Origin of the sequence: Peribacillus sp. ACCC06369 (assembly GCF_030348945.1) — a bacterium.
GTDB lineage: Bacteria > Bacillota > Bacilli > Bacillales > DSM-1321 > Peribacillus.
Map to the genome: position 1 here is coordinate 4,592,443 of NZ_JAUCEN010000002.1, position 26,354 is coordinate 4,618,796.

Sequence of the window (26,354 nt, forward strand, 5' to 3'; positions counted from 1 at the left end):
TCTCGCATAAGAAAAAATATACTCTATGCTGTAAAAAGTCAGGAAAATGCGGATTTACAACGTTAAGGAAATTACTCATAATCAAAACGACCCGTGTTGAACTGCAAAAAGAGCATCTGCTTTCAAGCAGATGCTCTTTTTTTGAAGAGTTTCTTCTATTGATATTTTGTATTTGAATGGTGCATCTCTTATAAACAAACCTTTATCTGAACGCTTAGATACCTTAAACACCATTGTAGAAAACACTCCGTATATATCTACTTGTCCTACTTATTCAGACCGTGATGAACTTTATAACAGAGTAGAGCTTTTAGGACTGGAAGGTGTGGTTTCTAAGAATTTAAATAGACCTTATACATTGGATTCAAGACCACAAGACGTATTTCTCAAAATAAAGAACTATCAATATGATTCGGTAAAAATAGGAGCAATTCGCAAGAAAAAATTTGGTTGGTTAATGTTAGATCAGGATAATCAATACAGAGGTATATTGGAATTTGTTCCTCCAAAAGAAAGAAAAGCCTTTTACGAAATATCTAAGCAGCTAATCACTAACGAGGATGAAAACTATTTTTATCTTGATCCATTAATAAAGTGTGAAGTGAAATTCCAATGCTTGTCTAAAAAGGGACTTATGAGAAGCGCAAGTTTTCAAAAATTCATCATTTAAAAATGCTGTCCATATTTTTTGTACAGCATTTCATTTTTTTGTCCAAGAGTACAACCTCTTTTATGCACAATTACATTCACAGTTTGTGTCCGATATAAAAACCCACCAAATTGGGAGCCATTTTAATCAACTAACGCACCCGTTCGTATTATAAGGTCATCCAGAAAATATTTCTGGTTGACCATTTTTTATATCGATATATGATAACCGTAGCCGGTGTAGAACGTCCGCACCTGTGGGACTAGATCCCGTCAACTAAACAGTTCGCCCCCTACTTGTAGAAACATGATTGAGGCTGGTTGGGACTATGATCTCGTATAACAAGCGAAGCTATGATACTACAAGAAGGAATTGGGGTACCGGTTATTTTATATTAGGAGGAGATAATTTATGAATCCAGTAGTTGGTCTGGATGTGGCAAAAGGGGAAAGTCAGGTTCAAGCTTTCTTGGATAAAAAGCAGCCTTACAAAAAAGGCTTTAAAGTAGCACATACTCTTGAAGGGTTAGCTAGTCTTCTAGACTTTATTAGAGAAGTAGAAAATGTATCCGGGGAACGGCCTCCCATTGTATTAGAATCCACTGGACATTATCATACACCAGTTGTCCAGTATTTCGAGGATAGAGGGTACTTATTGATTATCGTAAATCCACTCATATCGTATCGAGCTAAGAGTTCTAGTTTACGCAAGGTAAAGACAGATGTCATTGACGCTCGCCATCTCTGCGAGCTGTATTATAAAGAGGACTTAGAGCCTTATAAACAGCGAGGAATCCAGCTCTTAAACCTACGTAACCTTACAAGACAGCACGAAAATATTACAGGCATGTTTGTACAAACTAAATTACAATTTCAAGCAGTTCTGGATCAAGTGTGTTTCCTGAATACCGTGGGGTTTTTGGGGACTTACATTCATATGTTTCTTTACTAACTTTACACGCATTTCCTACCTCCGAAGAAATCTTGGATACTGGTGAAGAGACAATCGCCAAGAAAATAAAAGAATTATGTAAAAGTCGTTCGCAAAAATGGGCAGACAGTCAGGCAGAAAAATTGATGGCCGCCGCAGCTCAAAATCCATTTCAGAAAAACCTATATCATAGTCTGATTTTAAGCCTGGATATGTATATTAATATGCTTCTTGAATACAAAAAGCATCTATCCAAGCTTGAAGATGAGATAGATGCTTTAGCAAAAGGTATTGAAGAGTGTAAGATTATCCAATCGATCCCTGGTATCGGAGAAAAAATCGCTGCCACGATAATTTCTGAAATTGGGGAAATTGATCGGTTTAATCATCCTAAGAAACTGGTTGCATTTGCCGGAATCGATCCAAGTGTCTTTGAATCTGGTACATTCAAAGGTACTTTAAATCGGATTACCAAAAGAGGTTCTAGTAGGCTACGACACGCCTTGTATATGGCTGTAAAATGTGCCATTCGTGATTGTCGCAAAAAGAAAACGACAGATGAAATCATTCCTCGTAACAAGCGATTACGAGAGTTTTATGATAAGAAACGTGAGGAAGGAAAGCCCTTTAAAGTAGCCGTTATAGCATGTGCCAATAAATTCTTACATTGGATTTATTCACTTTTAAAAAGCAAATCGATTTTCCAAGATCTAGCCTAGTTTTAAAGTATAACTAAACAGCCCAAAAATTTCCAAACACAGAACCTTGGACGGTTATTTGGTATACGCAAATTTAGTAAATCATGAAACATTTTAAGTGTTTATTGAAAAATGTTGACAAACTATTGGCTGGTTTAGTTCATTAAGAAACCCTGTATGGAAACAAAGAATACAAATAAAGAGATAACAATGTTCATATATCCCCAAAAGCCTTTTCTGTCTTTTTGAAGTTCGGCAAATCCTGTCACCAATATAAGTGCCCCTAAGAAAAGCATATAATACGGCATTAACTCGGCTTCCGTTATTAGACTATAACTTGATATAACAATAACAACTATTGCTAAGATAACTCTAACCATTTTCAAGAAAATATTTCCCCCTATTAAGCAACTCCCTTATTGAAGTAGAGGACTTGTACTTTAAGAACAAAATTTATTTATTAGGCACTAATAATACTGTTTTTATTTTTTAAGTAAATAAACAAATTAAATATGCTTAACCCTAAAATTATAAGAAACAAATATGAGGAAATAGCGTCTCCTGCTAAATTTAATTCATCAGCTATAAATCCCATAATAATAAGATTAATACCAGAAACAATTATTGAAATTAGTGAAGTAATACTAACTGTGAAGCCATTAACGAGGTTGCTTCGTTTCTTTTGAACCAATAAAATAATTGAAATAACAATTAAACTAATTATCAAAGTAATAAAAACTAATCTTAAAAAATCGTATATTTCCAACCCTTCCATAGTCATCCCCCTTATTATCCTTCCTCTATTAATTTACCATAAAAATCCATATTTAACTTTATGCAACTAACCTGCCCCGTTAGCCATCCATGAATCGCAAAAATCGGCGATTCACCACAAAGAATGAAAATGGTTAGGAAGTGTCAATACTGATACTGACCTTAATCCAGTCAACCCTAATCCATAGACTAATTAATTAACGCTCTCCTCTTTTTTTTAAACGATTGAGCAGGGTCCTTTTAAGTATTGTCATTTTTCATTTTTAAAGAAACTTATTTTCATGGTAGTTTAAAATCCCTTGTTCCTCCAAGTATTGATTAAAAGGAGTATGGTGATGCCCTGTAGATTCTAGCCTTGTCACCTCTTCAATCTCTTATTAAAAGTCTATGAAAGGATTTAATTCCTCTTTGATATGTTTCATCGAAAAGCTCTTCCAATACGGTTTAGATTGATCTAAAAGCCTGACTTGGTTCTCTCCATTTGCCACATCCAGTCCAACAATTATCGTTCACGGGATCATGTCCCGCGCATCCGTCCATCCTACCTTGGCTACTGATATAATAGGTTCCATTAAAAAAAGGTCAACCAGTAAATAAACTGGCTAACCTTATAATACGAACACACCTGTTTGTTAATTAAAGACTTACTAAAACCAACACCCTCGTTTTCATAATTGGGATGAAAGGGATCTCAGTGGTTGATGCCATTATTTATCCGCGGGATTTTCCACCTGAAATATTAACGGTTGTACCTGTAATATAACTAGAACGGTCTGAAGCTAGATAAGTGACCAATTCACCAATTTCATCCAATTTACCAGGTCGTCCAAGTGGTATCGTTTTGCTGTAATCTGTTCCAAGACCTTCTACTGTCACTCCACGTGTGTAAGCTAATGCTTCATTATAAGCGTCTGTTGTTAAACCTGTTTGCTCATTGATCCCTGGCGCAACACCGACTACGCGGATGTTGAATATCCCCAGCTCTTTTGCCCAAGAACGGGTAAAGCCATTGACAGCACCTTTTGTTGCCGAATAAACACTTTGTCCAGAAGATCCTTCCATACCTGCCTCGGAAGAAATATTAATGATAACGCCTTTATTATTTTTCACCATTACTCTCGCAACTGCCTGAGCACAAAGGTAAGGTCCTTTTTGATTGACGGCAACCATGAAATCAAAGTCCTTTTCACTTAACTCATACTCTGGCTTTTCGCCACGGAAATCAACAAGTAAACGTGGTAAGTTTACACCAGCATTATTAACTAAAATATCTACAGTTCCAAATAACTCGGTGGCTATGGTGACCATATTTTCAACGCTTTCTTTATTGGTAACGTCGCATTGGATATGATATGTTCCATCAGTTTGTTCGCCAGTATTTACATTTAGATCGGAAACAATCACCTTTGTACCGTTCTTTACTAAATGCGCTGTAATTTTCGAGCCAATTCCAGAGGCACCACCTGTAACAATTGCCACTTTATTTTCTAATTGAGGCCATGATTCATTCATTCTTTTTCCTCCTTATTATATATAGAGTCGAGAATCATAGGTGAAATTTAAAAATGAGTAACAAACTCTAAATTATTTATTCTCGTTTTGGCTGTGTTGACTCTTACTAAATGCAATTTTCCGGTGTGGGAACTTCCCTCTTCTTGCATTCAATTATTCTATATAAATCTTTGATAAGCTTATTTTTTCAAGATTTGAAGAGTTGTCCCTGCTTGCGGCATTTGAATATCTCTTTCTTCAAGATGTATAGTGCCAGGTAATTCTGCCGTTTCAGAACCATTGAATTTTAACGTGATATGTCCAAGTGAACCTAAATTCTTTTTCACCACGTCACCTACAGAGGTAATGGTATATTGCTGATTGCCTAAGACGAGAATGTCACCCTTTTCGATTTCTCCATTAATTTCATTTACATCAATTAATAGGCAATAATCCGCTAATTCACTCGGGGCATTTGCTCCGAATAGGATGAACATTTTTTCTCCAAGAAAATCAGAGACAGATGGACCAAGTTGGTTAATTTTAGTTTGATAAACTGTCTGCACAAGAAACTCCTCCAATTCTTTGCTTTACATCATTCATTCAGAATCTATTCTAGTAATTATTCATACAAACCGAAGCTTGCGAGCCAAGCAATAAAAACGGTTGGTGCTCCGGTTAAAAAACGTCCGTACAATGCGGAAGGAACTCCGACTTCAATGGTTTCCACTTCTGCCTCTGCTAAACCTAGCCCAACTGGAACAAAATCAGCTCCAGCCTGTGAGTTAATCGCGAAAAGAGCTGGCAATGCAAGGTGCGGAGGGATATTTCCTTTTCCAATTTCCACTCCAATTAATGTCCCAATGACCTGTGAAATAACAGCTCCCGGTCCCAAGAATGGTGATAATAATGGGAATGAGCAAATTAAAGAGATTAAGAGCAAGCCCGGCAAAGTTCCTGCAAATGGTGATAAATATTGTGCGAACACATCCCCAATTCCAGATGCTTTAATCACCCCGATTAACATGGCCACAAAAGCCATAAACGGTAAAATTGTTTTAATGACAGTATCTATCGTGTCGCGGCCAGCCTGATAAAAGACATTGACGATGGAACCCATCGCCATCCCAATGCGTGTTATGGCGCCTTTAGGCTTTCTTTGTTCACTAATTTTTTTATCTGCGCTATACTTAGGTTTAGAAATTGTTTTTTCAATTTGTCCGTTAGCATTGTTCACATTGGATGTTGGAGGTGTTGCAGCACCTTCATACAATTCAATGTTTTGAGGCTTTACTCCAGAAACGTAAATGTCCTCGGTAATGTGCATTGCTAACGGGCCACTTTGTCCAGTAGGCATGATATTGATCGTCATGATTCTTTTTTTGGGGTATAAGCCACATCGGAGCGTTCCGCCACAATCAATGATGACACACGCCATTTCATCCTCGGGTACACTCGTTTTAAAACCGTCGACTAATTCACAGCCTGTTAATTCTGCAATGGTGTCTGCAATATCCGGTCTTGTTCCGCCTGTTACATATACCACTTTATTTTTTTCTTCTGTCGGTGAAATCACTAATGGCCCGCCAAATCCGCCTTGCCCTGCATTGACGACAATTGACTTGTACTTCGTAACCGTTTGAGTCATTCCTTTCCCCTCCTTAGAGATCCACTGTTTCTTTCAATTTAACGCCTTGCTGTTTAGATACATAATAAGTTGTTAAATCTGTTACCCAACCTCTTAAAAAGTTTGTGAAAATCCCCACCAAGAAGTAACGGAGGGCTAGTTCTGTTGTTTCAAATCCCAGTGTTGTAATTCCTGCAGCAATTCCCAAGAATACGAACAGCTCTCCTGGATTAACGTGTGGAAAAAGTCCGTTATGCGTGTGACAGGAATAAGAAGCAGCAGCATAATAGCTTGGTTTGTATTTTTCCGGCAAAAATTTCCCAAGTGATAATGTCATTGGATTTGCCAAAGCGAACGTTCCAATTACCGGAAGAACAAAATATCTTGTAAGTGGGTTCTTACTCGATTTCTTCGCAATCAGTTCCACTCTTTCTTCTCCAACCAACCGTATAAGAGCATTCATTGCAACTAAAAGCATGATAAGGAGTGGAACAATACCTGTTACTAAATCGACAAAAGTTTCGGCACCTGCTCTAAATAAATTCATAAAGCCATCTGCTGCATTTGTAAGCCAATCCATTCAATTCACCTCAATAATTCCTATTTTTTTGATAAGAGTAAATCAATCCAGCCTTTCTTAACCTTCAAATCACCCCCTTTAGAGATAATATGATAGCTGTTCAGTGCATCCTCAATGGCTAACCTTGTTAACTTATTTACTTTATGAAAATCCTCTTCACCGAGGTGTAAGAGATTTTTCCCTTCAAATCCTTTTAAGTTCCTTACTCTTGAAAGCACAGTTACTCCCTGCATTTTGGCGGCTTTCAATATGTTGCTTTTTCGGTCAATCGCAAACATTACGACAGTGCCAGATTTAAAAAGTCCCGTTCTTTTCCCAATCGCGACCCTTCCAAGCTTTCTCAACTCTGCATACCTTTTATTGAAATGCTTGATTTGCAAAAATCCAAATATGCTTTGAAGGAGCCAAGAAAAACCAATTAATATAATGACATACCATAGCATTTTGATTTCCTCTTTTCATATGAACTGAATCTTACATCTTGTTTCCGTTACAATCAGATAATTAATCCATACTTCCTAAGATAAGGATGTTCCATTTTCTTCTATGATTTCAATGATTTCATTTGCCGTTTCCTCAGTGGTGATCAGAGTGTTAATGTATCCTCCTCTTAATCCCCCAATAATGGAAGGAGCTTTTTCAACAGACTCTGCAATACCGATTGAGTATGGAATATTTTTTAGTTTTTCCAGCTCAATGGCTATTGTTCGATCAGATAAGTCAGATTGAATCAGGTTTCCGTCTATATCATAAAATCGTGAGCAGATATCACCTATGGCACCTTGTTGATTTAAATCTTCAATTTCCCGATTGCCGCAAAAGCCAGCCCAGACTAAATTAGATGATTGGTTTGGGTTCCCAATCCCTACTACTGCAATTGTTAAGTTGTCCCAAAGCTCCGTTATTTTAGTGAAGTAGTGAGATTGAACAATGTCATCCTTTGTCTCTTTTTTTTCCACTACTGCCGCAGCATCAATAAAATAAGAAGTTCCTCCAAAATCTTCTGCAATATTATAAACAATTCTATTGACGTGATGCTTCGTATCCATAGGTCCAGGCCCACCTACTAAAGGGACAAAATTAGCGTCTTTTTTTCCGGCGTTGGTAAATTCACCGATCAGACTGGCCATTGTGCTTCCCCAGGCACAGCCTACGACATCACCGTCTTTAATAATCCGTTTTAGTAATTCAGCCCCGGCCATCGCAACCACTTTCTTTTTATCCAGTTCGGTACTGTCTCTTTTTTCAGGAACGATAATTACTTCTTTTAAGCCAAACAACTTTTCCAATTGACGTTCCAATTCAAAAGCTCCATCAATATCGCTGCTGACAGTAATTTTAACTACACCATCTTCCCTTGCTTTTTTTAAAAGTCTGCTGACGGATGTTCGGTATATACCTAATTCTTTTGAAATGGCGCCTTGCGTCATATCTTCTTCATAGTACATTTGCGCAATTTTAACTAAGAGTCTTTTTTCTTCTCTTTTATCCATTTCGTCACTTCCTTTTTAAATATGCACATTTGTGCAATCCTAATCATTTGTGCTTTATTGAATTTAGTATACGCTTACAAAAATAGCTACGTCAACAAAAAAATACCACTTGTGCAAATTTTTAAAAAATTATGTCATTTGTGCTTGGTGTGGACTCATAAAAGCCCCAAAAAAATGAAGCAGCTCCATTGGATCGGGCTGCTTCATTTCTATTATCAAAAGTATTTATAAAGAGAAAAGCAACAACTCGAACGTTCCTTTTCCAATTTATCCAATTCAGAATTTTGTAGGCCAGGAAAACTTCAACCTAAAAAAAGTCGAATTCCTTACTATTCTAAGGATCCGACTTTTTTTATGATGGCTCTTAACAGTTATAAAAATTGACTGGTATCTATCCTAGTGGAACTTTTCCCCTTAACCTGTTTTAACGTCGCCACTATAAGAAAGCTAACAATCACTAATAAGAGCCATGAACTCACCTTTCCTAGATGAACCAGACTCCATGCATCGGTTTGGTTTGGATATTCCCACGCCCCAAAGAATGTTGCGATATTTTCGGCTATCCATATAAAAAATCCGATGAGCACAAAAGAAAGCGCTAGTGGCATTCGGTAACGAGTTCCATCAACCTCGTATGTGACCCATGATTGCCAAAAGACGATAATGACAAGTCCAGATAACCACCAACGAACGTCAATCCAATAATGGTGGGTGAAAAAATTCAAATAAATCGCAGCTGCAAGAGGTACAACTACCAAAAACGGTGGCCACTTAACCAGTTCAACCTTAAGCCTCCTCCACGCCTGGCAAAGATAACTCGCTACACTTGCGTACATGAATCCGCTATACAAAGGCACTCCAAAAATTTTGAAATAGCCTTCCTCTGGATAAGACCAGGAGCCCATATGTACCTTGAAAAGTTCAAGAGCAAGTCCAATAAGGTGGAACAATGTGATAACCTTTAGCTCATCCCGTGTTTCAAGTCCAGAACGCACCATCCACCACTGCATCAGAAGGCAGATGATGAGCAGCCAGTCATACCGTGACAGGAAGGGAAGCGGCATGACTTTTGTAAAAGCCAAAGAGGCAAAAATAACGACAGGAAACAAACATGATAGGGCCTGCTCCCACCCAAAACGAACGAGTTGTTTTAGTGCTCTCATGATTGGTGCCCCCATTTTTGAATCGTTAAATTCATGAGTAACTCCCCTTTTTAAAAATCTTTCTTTTCCTTTCAATGTTGCATTTCCCCACTTTATTAATCTTTTGCGCCTTCATCATTTCGGTATTCTAAAATATCTCCGGGTTGACATTCTAAAGCCTTACAAATCGCCTCTAAAGTTGATAATCGAATCGCTTTTGCCTTGCCATTCTTCAATATGGAAAGATTAGCCATCGTGATTCCAACCCTCTCAGAAAGTTCTGTAACGCTCATTTTCCTTTTCGCCAGCATCACATCAATATTGATTATAATTGCCATATTATTCACCTCAGATCAGACTATTAAATCATTTTCCGCTTTTATATCTATGGCTTCTTTTAAAAGCCTTTGAAGAACGGCAGCAAAGACAGCAACCACCATTGAAGCAAAAATAACGACCATTCCGATTAATATGATACCTGGGGCGTCGTCCATCTCCGCCATGAGATAAAAGAGTGGCATGCCTGCGACATACAAGATACTGATTGTGATTGCACAATATTTGATAATCTTTAAAGCTCTAACAGATAATTCCGAGAAAGCTTTGTTCTTGTCAATATAGCTTAAAAGTTTAAAAGCTTGATACAGAGCAAAGTAAAAAGGTATCGCCGATGCATACAAATCGATTAAAACGAGATATTTCATATAAGCAAAATCCGGATACAATTCTGCTGCAAAATTCGCTATCTCAGGCACCAAAAATATGCACAAAGCAAGAACTGGAATTCCAATAAGAATAACAGCTATCTTTAAAAAGAGTGTTGTTCCCCGTTTCATAAAAAGCACCTCACTTATTTATTATTAATTTGACTTTAACACACGTTTTATCGTTTTACAATAAAGTATTATTGTCTTTTATTATATTATTATTGTTACGTAATTATCCCTTTCATTTTTAAAAAAAGGAATAAAACCATCCTCATAACAAAGAAATACTCTATAACTTTAAATAACTTGCGCTACTTGCCCCTTTAAATCCATAAGAAAAAGGCTGCCGCAGCAACCTTCCTTATCGATGTAAAGCATCTGTTAGTTCATCATAAAATCTCATTTCATAGAGAAATTGGTTATTTTATTTTTCACTTCCCCGAGACCAGATAACTACAGGAATCAATAATAAAGATAATAAGCCTCCAATAAATGATAATGTTGTATAACTTGAACCCGCCACAATCATTCCAGAAAAGGCTCCACCAGCAGCACCTGATAATGCAATTAAAACATCCACTGCACCTTGAGTTTTAGCCCGAGTCGAAGTTCCAGTTGAATCAACAATGAGAGCAGTCCCACTTATTAAACCAAAATTCCATCCTAATCCAAGTAAAGAAAGAGCAATAACTAGGAGAATCATAGAATCACCTGGTGCAATCGCTGATATTAAACCTGCCAGAAGCAGCGTAACTCCAGAGGCAATAGCCATGGTAGTACGACCAAACTTATCAACAAGGACACCTGTAACAAGTGAAGGGAGAAACATTGCACCTATATGAAAGCCAATAACAAGACCTATTTCACCTAAGTCATGTCCATGATGTCTCATATGAACTGGTGTCATTGTCATAATAGCCACCATGACAATTTGAGTAAGAACCATGATTGTTGCACCAACAATAATGCCTCTTTTGTTTTCTGTTTTATCAGTATCTGTCGAATGTTCTATTCGATTACTTTCTTGGTTGGACACTTCTATTGTTCTAGCTATAACCAATGGGTCTGGGCGAAGCATGATGAAAAGTACAAGACCTGCTAAGATAAATGCTGCTGCTGATAAAATGAAAGGACCAGCAAGTGATGGAACACCAATAGAAAGAGCAAAATCCCCCATTACATTCACTAAATTCGGACCTGCAACTGCACCAAATGTTGTAAATACCATAGTAATACTAATAGCAGTAGCTCGCTGTTTATTGTTTGCTAAGTCCGTACCAGCGTAACGAGCTTGTAAATTTGTCGCTGTTCCTGCACCATAAATGAGAAGGGAAGCGAATAAAAGGAAAATGCTATTTATTATAGCTGCAGTTATGACTCCTATCGCTCCAAGTCCACCTACCATAAAACCAGCTGTTAGACCTGTACGACGACCGTAACGTTGAGAAAGTCTCCCTACGATTAAAGCAGCCCCTGCAGACCCTAAAGTAAATAATCCCGAAGGAAGTCCAGCAAATGCATCTGTGCCAAGCATTTGTTGTGCAAGAAGTGCCCCCACCGTAACTCCAGCTGCTAACCCAGCACCACCAAAAATTTGTGAAATACTTATAATAATCAATGTACGTTTGTATAACATTTTTTGTTTTTCTTGAGAATCTACATAACTCTGGTTCAATTGATAGGTTTTACTAGACATTTGTTAAGACCTCAATTCATATATCATTCTGTAATTTCTCCGGTGTAGTAACCGTTCTTCACCATATCAGTGATGACCAGGGCATCTTTCTTATCACTTTTCGACTGAGAATCATCACTGTTTTCTTTATTCCTTTTTACTAAGTGATGTTTACCGTCACTACCTCAATTCCTTGTTTAAATAGCCACTTCGAAAGATCATCCAGTAATGGATTTTAGGTTCCATTCCCACAATGGCTACCTCCAGTTTATTTAATCTCTGAATCTTATCCATCCATTTTAATAAACTAGCAAATCCATCTACATTAAGCTAACCTTTCTTTAGTTCAATAAGAAAAAAGGCTGCCGAGCAACCTCGCTTATTGAAATAAAGCACCTGTTAGATGATGAAGGAGAAAGTGATTTACCTCGGATTGAAAGTACATTGTCTAATCAAATTATTTTCCTAATGCCATATTAACAGATTCAATGGCATGTATTACTGTTGTATCAAATAATGGTACTTCTGAATCCTCTGGTTTTACTAATAATCCAATTTCTGTGCAACCTAATATTATTCCTTCAGCTCCATCATCAACTAACTTCTTAATGACCTTTTTGTAATAATCCCTTGATGATTGTTGAATTTCCCCTAAACATAACTCTTCATAAATTACTTGATTTATCACTTTTCTATCCTCATCATTTGGTATCAAAACCTTAATACCATTAAACTCAATTCGTGTTTTATAAAAGTCTTGCTCCATCGTATATTTAGTACCAAGTAAACCAACCTTACTTATTTCGGACTTTTGAATTTGATTTGCTGTTGAATCTGCAATGTGTAAAATTGGTATGCTAACTTTTTCTTCAATATATCTAATCACTTTATGCATCGTATTTGTACAAATTACAATAATTTCTGCACCCGCCTTTTCCAAAGACTGAGCAACATCCCCCAATAATTTACCTGAACTTTCCCAATCGCCTTCAGCTTGATAGCGTTCTATTTCTTCAAAATCCACGCTATATAAAATGCACTTAGCTGAATGCAATCCTCCCAATTTAGCTTTCACTTCTTCGTTAATAATACGATAATATTCTAACGATGACTCCCAACTCATTCCACCGATAAGCCCAATAGTTTTCATGAATATTCCCCTTTTAATTTGAAATGAATTGAAAATTACAAACATAAATTCAATGTATCTTTCTTCTTAAACAAACCCGCCATTTTAGTTCCATAAGAAAACAAGTGTTGCCGCAGCTTGTTATTAACATAAAACACCTGTAAGTTGTAGATGGTGTTTGCTAAAAATCTAAGTTAGATACTTCTCACAGTAAAACACATTCCTTAATGGGTCCCCTAGCTAAATCTCCGAATCTCTTGTTTTTCTTTTCGCCATCAGACGCTTATAAAGAGGAAAGCCAAACATATAATACCCTGAAAATGACAGCAGTATTAAGGCTAAACCTGTCATTGTGAGGATCGTGTATCTATACCAATTGCCAAAGAAGGATCCATCATGCAAAGTAATGAGGAAAGTTGAGTAATCCGGGTTCGTGGATAAAACTTTTCCCGTACTTGCATCGATTTGAACACCTTGACTGTTATTAAAGCGAACCTGGTAAACATTTGCACTTGGTCTATATTCAATTCTAAATATATCATCAACCGAGTCTGTCCCTGGAAGTCCCTCGGAAGCAGCAATCGACACGACCTTCTCCATTGGTATCGCTTGATCTGGACTCGACTCTTTCCCTGTCCTTAACTCATCAGCCACTCCGAATGGTATCATATAAACAAGCACGAGGCCTGTGACTGCGATGAACATAAAAAAAACAGATAAAATTAATCCTGACCATTTATGTACTTTTCGGCTAAATTGATACAACTTTACAGATTTCGACATTGTTCCACCACACTCCTTGGCTACTTTTCACAACATTTTTCAATTTGGAGTAAAACCCTAAAATTCGTACAATTATAAACTTTTCTTCATAACTATCCTATGTTCATTTACAACAAAATCATTCTTTCGATAAAATGCTTCTGCAAGCCCGTCGTTAGCAGTTAATAAATATAGGCTTTTAATCCCTCTCTTCTGTAGTTCATCTTCTAAAGAATGAAGCATTTTTGAGCCGTATCCCTTACCTTGCATTTGATTATTTACACAAAGTTCCGCCAGATAAAAAGTTAAACCTTGATAAGACACCTTACTATTTCCAGCAATAAAACCTACTGGATTGTGATCGTCATGGAATAAAAAACCAAGAAACTTAGGAGTATTCAATAAGTCAGTAAGTCTTTCATTTGCAGTCTCGTATGTCCAACTTTCATTCCATGGTTCACTATTAAAAACGTTCATGTAGAGTTCGATACATAGCTCTAAATTCTCCGATGTCATTGGTAACATTTCTGTCATATTCATGCTTCCTTTCTATTTTCATTAAAATTTTGTATATTAATCCAAATTATATCTTATCTTTGTTGAACTAACCTGACCCTTTAGATGCATAAGAAAGGAGCTGCCTTAAAGACAGCTCCGCTCTTCAGCTAACGCACCCGTTAGTTTAAGTACAAACCTTCACAATCTTGCTAACCTGCCACGTTAGCTTAACAATGAAAACAAACTACAATACAAATACCATAGAAGCCATAACTAAAAATGGAAATAAAATAATTAGCAATATTGATACTCCTGTCTTCCAATTATTTTTTATTTGAAGTAATTCCTTCTTAGCCTTTTCCTTATTTTTAAGCGACCATATAATAATTCTGATCCAATAAATTGCTAAAAATATATAACTTGAAGTATCCATAAAATCACCTCTTAGTAACAATTTTCCGTAATCACTGTTTAACAATCATTCTTTCACAAATCTGCCACTTTAGTGCCATAAAAAAAGCTGCCTTTAAGACAGCTCCAATCTTCAGCTAACGCACTGTAAGGTTCATTTAGGGGTTTCAATTAAAATCTTTCTCGTAAGACTTTATTTTGATCCAAAGTACCTTATATTCTAACGAATCTGGTTCACACTTGCCTAATTCAACGAACGCACTTATTAAAGACTTTTTTGCTTCAATTTCTTTATTAGTTTGAGTAAATATGTTTCTTCTATCTCTATACATAATGAGATTTTCTTTAAAATTTCTTCTTGCTTCTGTAAGAGAGTAATCCCCATTTGGACCACCCCAAACTTCATTTGCATATGGATCGTCTTGTCCATCATCTTCCCAATTACAAAGTTCACATATATCATAAATCCCACGCTCTTCCAATGTTGGAAAGCCACAACAAGGACACTTTTCACGTTGCACTAAAATCCCACCTATTTCCTTTTCTTTTTATCTAGAATAAATCCAATAGTTGTCACTAAAATCACTAGAAAGATACCTATACAGGCAATAACTATGCCTTCTGTTTTGTCTTTTGCATAAAAACAAATATATGTATTAAAAGAGAAAAAAATTAATAACTTTGTAACTAAGTTAAATGTATTTATTGCTCTCACAGGAAATCACATTCCTTAATGGTGAATTAATATTTGAACCGTTAAGAAAATAATAACAATAAAGATTAATTATTCATAAGTGTAAAATAATCCATTTCCTTATGGAACTATACTGCCCCGTTAGTGCCATAAGAAAAAGGCTGCCGCAGCAACCCCTGTTAATGAACTAAAGCACCTGTTAGTTTAAGTACATTACTTCACAAAAATGAACTACTTCTCTCCAAAACCATTGCCAAAAACTCACTAAATTTTACTAAACCACTACACAATAAGTATGATACTCGCTCTCCCCAAACTATAGATTGGGGAGTTGAAATTTGCTTCCTATCCATATTTCTTTTTGTATAAGAGAGAACAACAAATCCGATTATGAAACCAAAAGTTATCCAGAGTAATAAATCCACTTTCAATCCCCTTTTTGGTAAATTACCTTCCTAACCTGCCCCGTTAGTTGCATAAGAAAAAAGCTGCCTAATTTTTTAAGTAACTTTATTAATTTTCAAAGGGATAATAGTTGATTTGCATACGTTAAGATAGTTTCATAAAGGGTCTAATTGATACTTTGATTTTGGAAAATCTATTAGTACTGATATTAGCCTGGATTGAGTTTAAATGTATCAGTACTATAAACGAACGTTTTTGATAAGTAGCAACAGCCCACTTGATCTATTCGAGGCGTTTTAGACTGTACCGAAACCGTGCTATAGCAATGGGAAAACAAAAAGACCCCCTTAAAATAGGAGTCTAGTAGAAGCTTGAAATTCGATCATTTGTAAAAGGCTTCATTCTTTTCTTTAAATCGTTTAACAAAAAAGCTAAATAAAATACTCGTAAATAAATAATATAACCCTAAAATTGATAAAGAATCTGTTAAAACCAACCATAGATCATTACCTTGAATAACAAATCTCCATAAAAAAATGCTAATCATAAAAATTATTGGGATTAATAGATAATACCCCAAAAAGTATAAGATTTCCTTTGCCATTGTAATCACCCTTTTCAGACCTATAATATCTTATGGTCAAACTATACTATAAAGTTCTTTATTTAAAATAGAATCATTCATTTCAACCGTATTAATAGCCCAAGGGCCTACACCCTCTAGACATCTAGTTCCATACCAAGTAAGAGTAGCAGCTAAACCAATTGCATTTCCACCTATACCAATTTTAATTAATAGTTTGGCTGCTTCTTTATACGCCTTTTTCTGTAAATAGGCCCATAACCCTCCAGTCATAGCTACTTCAATAAGGGCTACTCCAAAATGGTCTTTTAAAGAAGCTACCATACAACTTTTCCAACTTTTCTTAGCAGCTAATGGCTGTATAGGATTAGTCACTGTAGTTTCTGCAAGCTCACAACTTGAAGACTCAATCTCTTGTTGGAGAATTTTAAGTTCGTCTATTTCACCAAATTCAGCTTCTAATTTATCAAAATGAAAGCCTACTACATTATTTTCCGAATCATAGATAGCAGCTTCCTCCATTAGAAATTTAAGATCTTTCTCCAACTTAGCTACTTCTTCATTTTCATTCGTAGACATTGATTCTGCACTCACTGAGGGCCCTACAGATAAAAAAACTAACATCAAAGCTATTAAAGATAAAAGTCCAGTTTTAAACATTTTTTTCATTTGTTTTCTCCATTTCCAATTAAAAGTAAAATATAGCATAGCATAGATTAGGAAATTATCAGCTTAATATGCTTAAAGTTATAATTTTACTATTCAGGTAATGGTTTTGAAAAGTTCTCTTTAACAAACGTTAATGAAATACCCCTTTTATATCAACATTAATATCTTTAACGTACATTTTTGCCGAAAAGTTGTCTGGACCCCTTATAAAACTATCCTGCCCCGTTAGTTCCATTAAGATTTATTGTAGAGTTGACACAACCTGTGCAATAAAAAAGACGTGGAAAACGTCTTGAAAAATTATTTGCGTTTCTTATTTTCACGCATGCAAAAGATAACAATCTTTGTTATCCCTGGTTCATGATTAAGGATATTTTATTTTTTAACTGATTATTTAAAAATACAAGAAATACTCTTTGAGATTTTTCCCTTTTTATAATTCTTTTTACACGCATTGTACTTTGTAAATACTGCCTAACATTTCTATTTACAAAAAACAATCGGTGATATTTTTCATCTTCGTATATATTTTTAAACCAAGTATGATTCTTCAGCATTTCTATATTTCGATCAATTTTTCGAGTATCCAAAGAATTATCACCGAATCCTGCGGAAAGAATGCCTAAAAGAAAATCTATCATAGCTTAATTATCCCCCTGTTATTGAAGTAAAGCACCCGTTAGTTTAAGTACAATCCTTCACATATTTTTTAAAATAGGCTATGTTAATGATTCATGTTGTTTTTATTTTTAAACAAAGACCTTCGTAATTGAAGGTCTCCTAAAATGTGTAACTTATTTAACTACTTCTTCTTATAGACCCAGATAAAATAATATACTGCAAGTGAAGTCAATCCAACATTCGTATATATGAAAAATATTCCCGCATACCATATATTTTTTTCAGCAAGTGGGTCAAAAATATAATGTAAAAAATGATATATTGCCACATACAATATGCATACATACCAGAATACTTGCTCTTTTCCTGAATTGAATTTTTTAACAAGTTGAAGAATAACAACCCAAAGCACTAGTATAAATAATGTGCCAATTAAATTGAAGGGATAAGTTACAAAATAAAAAATGTATGCACTACTATAAAACGCAATAATGGATAACAAAAGCATTAATAGTGATTTTCTGGATTTTTTTCGTGTAATAAAAATATATAAACCGACTAAAATACCAACACAAGAATAAATGTAGTGAAATAAATTTTCCATTTCAAAACCTCAAATTTAGCAACAAATTTTTATTTTGTTTCGATAAATAACGACATTCTTATACTATTTTAGGTTAAACTGCTCGGAAATAAAGAACTTTCAACAATCATTTTACTTACTGTTTCGTTAAAATTTAAAATACTTTTTTTAGTTCTATACTATTTCTTACATTTTCAGTGTTGTTTCTATAATTAAACTATTCTTTCTGTTCCGTTTTTGAATTAGTACTACTTAATTCCAAATTAAACAGTTATTATACTAACCTGCCCCTTTAGTTGCATAAGAAAAAGCAGAAAAAGCCGCCTTAAAGACAGCTCCGATCTTAAGCTAATGCACCCGTTTGTGAAATAAATCTTAGAGAAAAATCACGATAAATAGTAATCCTACACCAATAAGAACTCCACCAATTAACTCAAAGTTATCCAATAAGAAGAACAATTTACTTTTATTTTTATAATCGAATGAAAGAATCCTTTTTCTTAACCAAAATCCAAAAATGACAATAAATAAAAAAGAAAAAAGAAGTAACATTGGATTATTTTTAATATAGAGTCACTCCCATTTTTTACACCTAGCAGTAATTATTAAATAATACGGATTGATTTTGTACTCATTCTTCATTGGAATAACTATACACTAAAATAATACCTTCTTGAACTAACCTGCCCCGTTAGTTCCGTAAGAAAATGGTCGCCGCAGCACCCCCTATTAATAAACTAAACCAGCTAATAGAAGCTTCAGTGATTCAGCAATCGAGCGCGATTCTTTAAAAAGAATCGCTTTTCTTAATGAACGGGTGATAAGCATTCTGTTAATGAGGTGCTTAAATATTTGACAGAGGAAGTTCTGATATCGGTAAGCGTGGTAGAGATAGTTATTTCGAAGAAGGAAAAGTGAATGCATATAGTTCGTAATGATGATTAATAAATAAAAAAAAGCAGGGAACCTTTTTTTGGTTGCCTGTGTAGGTACGAGAATGACGTCGATTAGTTTGTTATACTTTGTATCAGAAAGCTAGCAATTGGAATTAGAATTTGCTAGCTTTAAAATACTCAAGTGTATTTCTATTTACTAATAATGGCCTCAATAAAAATTAACTAACCTTATTTTATTTTCAAATACTCAGTAAATAAAAGATAATCCTCATTGCAAAGTAACATTGCAGTATAACGTTTATAACCTGTTAATAACGGTGTTATTAAGGGTCCTTCATACTTATTAAACAAACGTAGTAGAATCGCAAATGAATGATTTCTTTCCATTTCAGTTCTATTACGCTTAAACTCATTAACTATATCAAGTGTAAGTAATCTGTCCCAATATATTCTATAAGCTTCTGTTCTTTCTTTTTCAGTGATTCGGGCATTTTTTATTACTTCAAATGTTTCAAATAAATACTTATAAAATTCATCTACTGGGATGACGCCGCCAGTTAAATGAGTTTTATTCTCAGAATTAATATGTCTCACCCAATAATAACAAGGAGAATCTGCATATATACTAATTTTTTTAGTGTGTAAATAAGCACTCATAGCAATGGGGTGATCTTCTGCCAATCTAATATCTTTTCTAAAACGAATATTCAAAGAACGGAGATATTCAGTTTTAAACATTTTCAATACTGACATCGTGTCTTTTACTAGTGAATCAAAAAAATTCGTGTTTATTTGCGTACTTTTAAATACATATACAGGAACTCTACGATTGACGCCCTCATATTTTCCGATAATAACATCTGAATCATTTTCTTTACCTAATGTATACATATTTGAAATGGAATTTTCAGCAAGATAATCGTCTCCATCAACAAAGAAGATATATTCCCCTTCGGCTTCATCGATAATTCTATTTCTAGCGGTTGATGGGCCGCCAGTATTTTTTTGAGTTAATATCTTCATATTGCCATTTATATTGTACTGTTTTTTATAATTCTCAATAATTTTTACTGTATCATCCGTTGACCCGTCATCTACTATCAGTACTTCGATATCCTGAAATATATCTGATTGAGATGTAATACTATCTAGGCATTTTAAAATGTTTTTACTTTCATTGTAACAAGGTATCCCAACTGTAACCTTACGCATAACCACTTCTCCTTAAAAGACTATAAACTGCATCAGAAATATTTATCGTCATTTTTTGGTTAATTATACCATTATTAATCTAGTTATTAGGTAATTTACATAAATTTAACAATCATTAATTGTTACGAGGAATATTAATCATATTTAATTCGCTAGAAATTGATGTGTTGAATCTTCTTTGTAATAATGTGGTTACTGATGTAGCAAAGCTTCATGAATAATGAGGGAGTTCATTTATTATTAAAAATAATAAATAAAACCTCATTTACACACGTTACGCTTAACCTGACTTCCCCTTTAGTGCCATAAGAAAAAGGCTGCCGCAGCAACCTCGAATTAAGCACCCGTTAGCCATCCATGAATCGCAAAAATCGGCGATTCACCACAAAGAATGAAAATGGTTAGGAAGTGTCAATACTGATACTGACCTTAATCCAGTCAACCCTAATCCATAGACTAATTAATTAACGCTCTCCTCTTTTTTTAAAACGATTGAGCAGGGTCTTCTTAAGTATTGTCATTTTTCCATTTTTAAAGAAACTTATTTTCATGGTAACTAAACTGTCCCTATGGTTGACAGATCCGCTCTTCAGCTAACGTAAAGTTATTTAAGTGAATTCAATCAAATCAAGTTTATGTAATCAAAAATTATTCATTTATTTTTCTTCTATTTTAATTTTAAGTAAAAATACAACTTTATCATCATTTAACATTTTCTTCACTTCATTTTCGTCTTGTAAATCGTATGTCCTTATGGAGTTTCCATTGGATTCTCTGTATGCACCTAATAAATACGTTTCTCCTAATTTTAAATCTACTTTTTCTTCCCCTATGGCATAGTCCCATCCACTAAACACACCATTAGAATGTATTTTGTCTATTTTTTGTGGTGTTGTGGTTGTATTTGGTGAATAAAGAAAACATAAACGAGTATCATTAGTATATATTATTCCAAATCCTAAGTTTCCTTCTTCCTCTTTGTTAGGGCTTAACCCATAAGATAGTTCAGCCATCGGTTGAGGTTCTTGCTTTCCATCTTTGTAACTTTCTATCCAAACATTTACCCAAGTTTTATCTGCATTATTTAATTTGAAATCAAAATCATACAGTTCCCCTAAATTTAATTTTTTAAAAGTATTCGTATGTTCAGATTCGGAATTAACTGAAATAGTAGCTATGCTGTCTTTAGAATTAGAGCATCCAGAAATTATTATCAAGGATAAAATTGATATTAAGCTAAAAATGAGATAGTTTTTTTTCAAAAGATTCCCCCCAGACTTATATTGATTTTACTGAATTTAAATTAACTTTCTTACCCCAATCATTTGTTGAACTATCCTGCCCCTTTAGTCCGGTAACAAAAAAGGCTGCCGCAGCAACCTCATTAATGAAGTAAAGCACCCGATAGTTCAAGGAGAATAATAAATTATTGTGTAGTATCTTGTATAATATTGATAACCAACACTTGTGGTAACATCGCCCTTATTAAACACTAAAGCATTTGATATCTCGTTTCTTTCTTCAAATTCCCAGCCTTCCTTTTCCATCATTTTAATGAAAGGCTTCATTTCCCCGCGTTTTACTAAATATCCGTAAATCCCTCCCACTTCCTCTGTACCATTTACTTCAGTAATTTCTTTATCCTGAATAATTATTTTAGATATAGCCACAGCAAACGGAATAGGGTTTCCTTCCTGAAATATCACATCTTTTTTTAGAATTATAAAGATGGAGAATAGGATGAATATTAGTACTAACATTCTAAATGCTTTCGATTTTAACAAATATACTACTCCCTTCTTTACATTTATTCAGCCGAATCATAGGATAATTTTAACATTATTAATTTGAAATTAAACAGATTTTGGAATATTTTTCATGAAGCAAGCCTACCCCATTTGTCGCATAAGAAAAGGAGCTGCTGATCAGCTCCTGGTAATGAAGTGAAAAGTCACTTTCAATTAAAGACACATGAAGATATGACTCTATCTAAAAAAATTTTGATAGCTTCAAGACGTATTAATTCGAGGCTATCCATTAATGGGATGCCGATATTAAGCAGGTCATAATAGTATTACCAAATTCTCGGACATCAGCTAAGTAATCAAGTCCATTAGGGGAACCAAAACTATTAAACGCACGCACTGCCACAAGATTATGTTGAGGTATAACCAAAAGAGTTACTCCTGTATAGCCTAAAATTTGAAAGGATCCTTTAGATATAAGTTCACCAATTTCTGATTTTCTTGCAGGTAAATCTTTTACGAACCATAAATATCCGTTTTGGGGAAGTTCCACATCTAATGAATTTGGGCTTTGAACGGTTGTAGCGATATCTATAATTTCATTTGATACGATTTGTTTTCCATTTACATTTCCCTTTTTAAGATGAAAGTACCCCCATTTAGCCAACTCTCTTGATGATACATACATATTCATCTTATTGCCGTCTGTACTCTTACTTGTAGTCCAATTTTGGTCATTAGGCATCCGTATTACAGAAACAAGTTTTTCATTTACTTCTCCATACCAGCCAGTCTCCGTAAAATTCAGAGGTTTAAATACGTTATCAGCAACTATTTCAGCAACCGATTTACCAGTTGCATTTTTAACGATTTGCGTTAACATATCAATTCCGACACCCCTATATGACCAATTAATTCCAGGTGTAAATTCCCGATGTATCTCTCCATTAATACTCTTTAAACCATGCGTATGTGTTAGTAGGTGTCTTATTGTTGTCCCATTAAATATTGGCATACTATTCGCTGGAAGATATTTAACTATTAAATCATCTATTGAGCCTATATATCCTTCATAAACCGCATAGGCAACTGCAAAGCCTATGTAACTTTTTCTAACTGATGCAACATGAAACTGGGTATCTTCTTGGATTTCCCTCGAATCAGGAGCCTTAGAATGTTTACCCCAATATTCCTCTGTAACAATATTATCGTTGTGAATTATAAAAACAGATGCACCTGAACAGTCAACTAAATCAGATGTCTTTCTAACATTTGATACAACTGAATTAAACTGTGTGTTTATCTTTTTATTAATTATCATTGTTTCACTACTTTCCTTTATTAATCTTTTCGATACAATAAAGAATAACTCCTTGTTTCTTATTAAATAACTGCCCCGTTTATTTTGTAACGCGTCTTTTTCGTGTATTGGGCTTTATAATGAAATAACTCCTTGTTCATTTTATTGGAACTTGAAATAATTGTTATTATGACTAACAGGGGGCCTGACGCTTCATCGTAAAAACAGCTTGAGGGCGATAGGGTAATACCAGTGTCTGTTTCCCAGGGAGAAAAAGAATGAAAGGAAGACTCATGTTTTCTTCATACGAAAAGAGAGTTTGGTAGCTATACCGTGGCGATGGAAGACCAGACTCTGACTTATATTGAATCATTTATAGAAATTATAAAGGGGTTATCTACTTTGAAAGTTCTTGAAACAAATCGATTAATACTTCGTTGGATATCACCTGATGATGCGGAGTTTATACTTGAGCTTTTGAATGAGCCTTCATGGATCCAGTTTATCGGGGATAAGGGTGTAAGAACCCTCGAAGATGCGCGAAATTATATTTTGAAAGGCCCCATTGAAATGTATAATCGATTGGGCTTCGGTCTGTATTTGACCGAATTGAAAGAGGAAGGTATTCCTATTGGGATCTGCGGTCTGATAAAAAGGGACACCTTGGAAGATGTGGATATTGGATTTGCCTTTCTTCCCAGGTTTTGGGCGAAAGGATATGCCTATGAGTCAGCCTCTGCAGTAATGGCGCATGGAAAAAACGTTTTAGGTATTAATCGTATTGTGGCTATAACTTCTCCAAACAATCACAGTTCTGCTAAACTACTTGAAAAGCTGGGGTTGCAATTTGAACGAATGGTTAAGTTTCCCAATGAGTCTCAAGAGCTTAGGTTGTTTGCGAATGAAATCTAACTATCCTTTGAATCCTTAGGAGTGGTATTTTAGGTATGACTGAATGAATGTTGATTTAAAATACAGTTTGATAATTTATAAAAAAGATTGATAAAAATTCCTGATATGAAGGAGTTTTTTGTTCCGCAATCGGGCGCGATTGTTGAACAATGAGAAGTCGCTTTTTTTAAAAAGATCAGATAGAGCTATAAATGATTGGATGTAAATAATTAAGAAACCTAGCTAATCTTCTAATGTGAAGAATAGCTGGGTTTTTTTTAAGTCGGATGGGCCAAATAACATTTTATATGTGCGCATTTATCGGTCAAAGTGACACTTTTTAGGCTTTCTATTTATCACACCTTATAAGTTATGAAACTATCCGTAATCAAAAAATATATTTCCAATTTAAGGAATATACCTGAATTAATTTTATTCAACTAACGCACTGTAAGTTGAAGTACAAATGTTCACAAACTTATCTTTACTTCTTAGTTAGCAAGTTGTTTTGTTGTAGGATTATATATAAAACCTCTCAGTAAAATAGATATTAGAGTTAATATCAAGAATCCTATTCCCCCTAATACAACATATTGTGCACCCATTCCCGATATAAATAATCCACCTACTGCGGTTCCAATCGTTATCCCCAAGTTACCGCATGAGAGATACAATCCATTAGCGAAATCAGGGGCTTCCGGAGCAGAAGAGGTAATCCAATATTGACCAACATTATTTCCTATAGCAAATAATATCCCCCATAACATGATAGTCATTAACATAGGTCCAGTGGACTTCCCTGTAAGGAATGATAATAGAAGAACCATTCCTAATATGATTGGAAAAAGGGTTGCAGTTTTCATAGCATTTTTGGTAAGTAACCTTCCTCCTGCAATATTTCCAAAAAGACTTGCTATGCCTAATAAAAATAATGCTAAAGTTAAGGTTCCCCCCGATATATTTGTAACGGTTCCAAGATATTCTGCAATGAAACTATTGATACTCGAAGTTGCAGAACCTATAAATACGACAGTAGCAATAGCTAACCAAACAATTGGCTTTTTTAATACACTGATTTGTGTTCCGTAAGAAAGCCTTTCTTTAACAGGTAAGGATGGGATGAATAACAATGTAGCCATGAAGGCAATTGCATTAACGACAGCAAAGAATAACATCGCCATTTCTATGGAGGTTTCACTAGCAATGTAATTAGTGATTGGTACACCAAGTATCATACCTGCGGTTACTCCCATAATCACTTTAGAAACAGCCTTTGGAGCTTCTTCCTTGCTGACAGATGTGGCAGCTACTGTCAAAGCCAACGAACAAAAAATTGGATGAAAAACAGCTGGAATCACACGAGCAATTAGCAAAACGGTAAAGTTTGATGCAAATATTGAGACAATGTTTCCTATAACGAAAATACCAAGTACGAGTAGCATAATCTTCTTACGATTTATTCCTGAAAACAATATCGGCATAATAGGAGCTGATATGGCGACAGTAAGTGCAAAGAGGCTCACTAGCAGACCTGCTTTGGCTACACTGATATCAAAGTGCTCAGCAATTGAAGGTAATATCCCAATTACGCCCATCTCAGTAGTTAGGATACCGAAAACTCCTATGGTCAAAATAACTATTAGTAAACCATTTTGTTTAGACATAAGTTTTACCTCCTCTGTTTATTACTTACTCTTTTGATTTTTTCAGTTTTTTTTCATTCGGAACTACAGACTTTTCATAACTCTCAATTTTCCCGTTCAAAAGCTCCAGGGTTCTTTGTAGTTCCTCTATCCTTGCAACCAACTGGTTTCGTTGTTCAATTAACAGTTCCTTTCTTGTTTGCATAGTCTCATCGCCTTGATGAACCATTTTTACATACTTCAGCAACAACTCTATGGACATACCTGCGTTACGCATAAACAAAATTACTTGAATCCAATGACAGTCCTGTTCTGTGTATTCCCTTAGCCCACTTTTGTTACGGTTTATAGGGGGAATCAGACCTATTCGTTCATAATAGCGTAGGGTATCAGGTGAGATACCAAATTTTTCGCTTACTTCTGAAATTATCATAACAATGTCCTCCTTAACTTTTGAAAGCATAACAGCTGGAGTTAACTCCAGGTCAAGGGTATTTATAAAATTTTCGCTTTACATTCTTCTTCATCTATCCTGCCCAGATAGTT

26 protein-coding genes and 2 pseudogenes are annotated in these 26,354 nt (G+C 35.0%); 3 read left to right on the top strand and 25 right to left on the bottom strand.

Going from position 1 to position 26,354, the window contains the following annotated elements; genetic code table 11:
* The first annotated feature begins 172 nt into the window (after positions 1–172).
* Both QUF78_RS23275 and QUF78_RS23280 read left to right on the top strand, forming a co-directional pair.
* The gene (locus QUF78_RS23275; protein ID WP_289326559.1) at positions 173–670 is read left to right on the top strand and encodes an ATP-dependent DNA ligase; all 498 of its coding nucleotides are present in this window, start codon (positions 173–175) and stop codon (positions 668–670) included.
* A gap of 390 nt (positions 671–1,060) precedes the next feature.
* Positions 1,061–2,298 (top strand): annotated as a pseudogene (locus tag QUF78_RS23280) (IS110 family RNA-guided transposase).
* Between the two features lie 134 nt (positions 2,299–2,432).
* Here QUF78_RS23280 and QUF78_RS23285 read toward each other — a convergent pair.
* From QUF78_RS23285 to QUF78_RS23395, 23 genes and pseudogenes are all read right to left on the bottom strand, one after another.
* Complete coding sequence (locus tag QUF78_RS23285; RefSeq protein ID WP_289326560.1) at positions 2,433–2,657, bottom strand: DUF3953 domain-containing protein; 225 nt, start codon at positions 2,655–2,657, stop codon at positions 2,433–2,435.
* Between the two features lie 80 nt (positions 2,658–2,737).
* On the bottom strand, positions 2,738–3,052 hold the full coding sequence (locus QUF78_RS23290; protein WP_289326561.1) for a hypothetical protein: 315 nt from the start codon (positions 3,050–3,052) through the stop codon (positions 2,738–2,740).
* Positions 3,053–3,762: 710 nt separating this feature from the next.
* On the bottom strand, positions 3,763–4,563 hold the full coding sequence (locus tag QUF78_RS23295; protein ID WP_289326562.1) for an SDR family oxidoreductase: 801 nt from the start codon (positions 4,561–4,563) through the stop codon (positions 3,763–3,765).
* A gap of 179 nt (positions 4,564–4,742) precedes the next feature.
* Positions 4,743–5,108 carry a PTS glucitol/sorbitol transporter subunit IIA gene (locus QUF78_RS23300; RefSeq protein WP_289326563.1) on the bottom strand — a complete coding sequence of 122 codons (366 nt, stop codon included), beginning with the start codon at positions 5,106–5,108 and terminating at the stop codon, positions 4,743–4,745.
* 56 nt (positions 5,109–5,164) lie between these two features.
* A complete protein-coding gene (srlE, locus tag QUF78_RS23305; protein ID WP_289326564.1) occupies positions 5,165–6,190 on the bottom strand; it encodes a PTS glucitol/sorbitol transporter subunit IIB in 1,026 nt (341 codons plus the stop codon).
* A 13-nt stretch (positions 6,191–6,203) separates the two neighbouring features.
* Positions 6,204–6,749, bottom strand: coding sequence for a PTS glucitol/sorbitol transporter subunit IIC (gene srlA / locus QUF78_RS23310; RefSeq protein WP_214787058.1), 546 nt, complete (start codon positions 6,747–6,749; stop codon positions 6,204–6,206).
* Between the two features lie 20 nt (positions 6,750–6,769).
* Positions 6,770–7,192: a transcriptional regulator GutM gene (locus QUF78_RS23315; protein ID WP_289326565.1), complete on the bottom strand. Its 423-nt coding sequence runs from the start codon at positions 7,190–7,192 to the stop codon at positions 6,770–6,772.
* 75 nt (positions 7,193–7,267) lie between these two features.
* Positions 7,268–8,242: a sugar-binding transcriptional regulator gene (locus QUF78_RS23320; protein WP_289326566.1), complete on the bottom strand. Its 975-nt coding sequence runs from the start codon at positions 8,240–8,242 to the stop codon at positions 7,268–7,270.
* A gap of 371 nt (positions 8,243–8,613) precedes the next feature.
* Positions 8,614–9,405, bottom strand: coding sequence for a DUF817 domain-containing protein (locus QUF78_RS23325; protein ID WP_289326567.1), 792 nt, complete (start codon positions 9,403–9,405; stop codon positions 8,614–8,616).
* Between the two features lie 95 nt (positions 9,406–9,500).
* On the bottom strand, positions 9,501–9,722 hold the full coding sequence (locus tag QUF78_RS23330) for a helix-turn-helix domain-containing protein (protein WP_289326568.1): 222 nt from the start codon (positions 9,720–9,722) through the stop codon (positions 9,501–9,503).
* 15 nt (positions 9,723–9,737) lie between these two features.
* A complete protein-coding gene (locus tag QUF78_RS23335) occupies positions 9,738–10,220 on the bottom strand; it encodes a DUF2975 domain-containing protein (protein WP_289326569.1) in 483 nt (160 codons plus the stop codon).
* Between the two features lie 295 nt (positions 10,221–10,515).
* Entirely contained in the window at positions 10,516–11,787 is a 1,272-nt protein-coding gene (locus tag QUF78_RS23340) for an MFS transporter (protein WP_289326570.1), read from the bottom strand.
* Between the two features lie 41 nt (positions 11,788–11,828).
* Positions 11,829–12,087, bottom strand: a pseudogene (locus tag QUF78_RS23345) (IS110 family transposase); the annotation flags it as partial.
* 136 nt (positions 12,088–12,223) lie between these two features.
* Positions 12,224–12,916, bottom strand: coding sequence for an aspartate/glutamate racemase family protein (locus QUF78_RS23350; protein WP_289326571.1), 693 nt, complete (start codon positions 12,914–12,916; stop codon positions 12,224–12,226).
* 219 nt (positions 12,917–13,135) lie between these two features.
* Positions 13,136–13,678 carry a PepSY-associated TM helix domain-containing protein gene (locus QUF78_RS23355; protein WP_289326572.1) on the bottom strand — a complete coding sequence of 181 codons (543 nt, stop codon included), beginning with the start codon at positions 13,676–13,678 and terminating at the stop codon, positions 13,136–13,138.
* 72 nt (positions 13,679–13,750) lie between these two features.
* Positions 13,751–14,191 (bottom strand): GNAT family N-acetyltransferase, encoded by a 441-nt coding sequence (locus QUF78_RS23360; protein WP_289326573.1) that lies wholly within the window; start codon positions 14,189–14,191, stop codon positions 13,751–13,753.
* Between the two features lie 542 nt (positions 14,192–14,733).
* The gene (locus QUF78_RS23365) at positions 14,734–15,087 is read right to left on the bottom strand and encodes a CPCC family cysteine-rich protein (protein ID WP_289326574.1); all 354 of its coding nucleotides are present in this window, start codon (positions 15,085–15,087) and stop codon (positions 14,734–14,736) included.
* A gap of 1,218 nt (positions 15,088–16,305) precedes the next feature.
* The gene (locus tag QUF78_RS23370; protein ID WP_289326575.1) at positions 16,306–16,917 is read right to left on the bottom strand and encodes a hypothetical protein; all 612 of its coding nucleotides are present in this window, start codon (positions 16,915–16,917) and stop codon (positions 16,306–16,308) included.
* 347 nt (positions 16,918–17,264) lie between these two features.
* Positions 17,265–17,558 (bottom strand): hypothetical protein, encoded by a 294-nt coding sequence (locus tag QUF78_RS23375; protein ID WP_289326576.1) that lies wholly within the window; start codon positions 17,556–17,558, stop codon positions 17,265–17,267.
* 1,687 nt (positions 17,559–19,245) lie between these two features.
* Positions 19,246–20,229 carry a glycosyltransferase family 2 protein gene (locus QUF78_RS23380; RefSeq protein ID WP_289326577.1) on the bottom strand — a complete coding sequence of 328 codons (984 nt, stop codon included), beginning with the start codon at positions 20,227–20,229 and terminating at the stop codon, positions 19,246–19,248.
* A gap of 656 nt (positions 20,230–20,885) precedes the next feature.
* Positions 20,886–21,491 (bottom strand): hypothetical protein, encoded by a 606-nt coding sequence (locus tag QUF78_RS23385; RefSeq protein ID WP_289326578.1) that lies wholly within the window; start codon positions 21,489–21,491, stop codon positions 20,886–20,888.
* A gap of 147 nt (positions 21,492–21,638) precedes the next feature.
* Positions 21,639–22,013, bottom strand: coding sequence for a hypothetical protein (locus tag QUF78_RS23390; protein ID WP_483313866.1), 375 nt, complete (start codon positions 22,011–22,013; stop codon positions 21,639–21,641).
* Positions 22,014–22,266: 253 nt separating this feature from the next.
* Positions 22,267–23,295, bottom strand: a complete 1,029-nt coding sequence (locus QUF78_RS23395; protein WP_289326579.1) for a serine hydrolase domain-containing protein — start codon at positions 23,293–23,295, stop codon at positions 22,267–22,269.
* Positions 23,296–23,676: 381 nt separating this feature from the next.
* Here QUF78_RS23395 and QUF78_RS23400 point away from each other — a divergent pair, with 381 nt between their 5' ends.
* Positions 23,677–24,186 carry a GNAT family N-acetyltransferase gene (locus QUF78_RS23400; protein WP_289327391.1) on the top strand — a complete coding sequence of 170 codons (510 nt, stop codon included), beginning with the start codon at positions 23,677–23,679 and terminating at the stop codon, positions 24,184–24,186.
* Between the two features lie 470 nt (positions 24,187–24,656).
* On the opposite strand, the gene QUF78_RS23405 is transcribed toward QUF78_RS23400, so the two are convergent.
* Positions 24,657–25,829, bottom strand: a complete 1,173-nt coding sequence (locus QUF78_RS23405) for an MFS transporter (RefSeq protein ID WP_289326580.1) — start codon at positions 25,827–25,829, stop codon at positions 24,657–24,659.
* Between the two features lie 25 nt (positions 25,830–25,854).
* On the bottom strand, positions 25,855–26,241 hold the full coding sequence (locus QUF78_RS23410) for a MerR family transcriptional regulator (protein ID WP_289326581.1): 387 nt from the start codon (positions 26,239–26,241) through the stop codon (positions 25,855–25,857).
* Between the last annotated feature and the right edge of the window lie 113 nt (positions 26,242–26,354).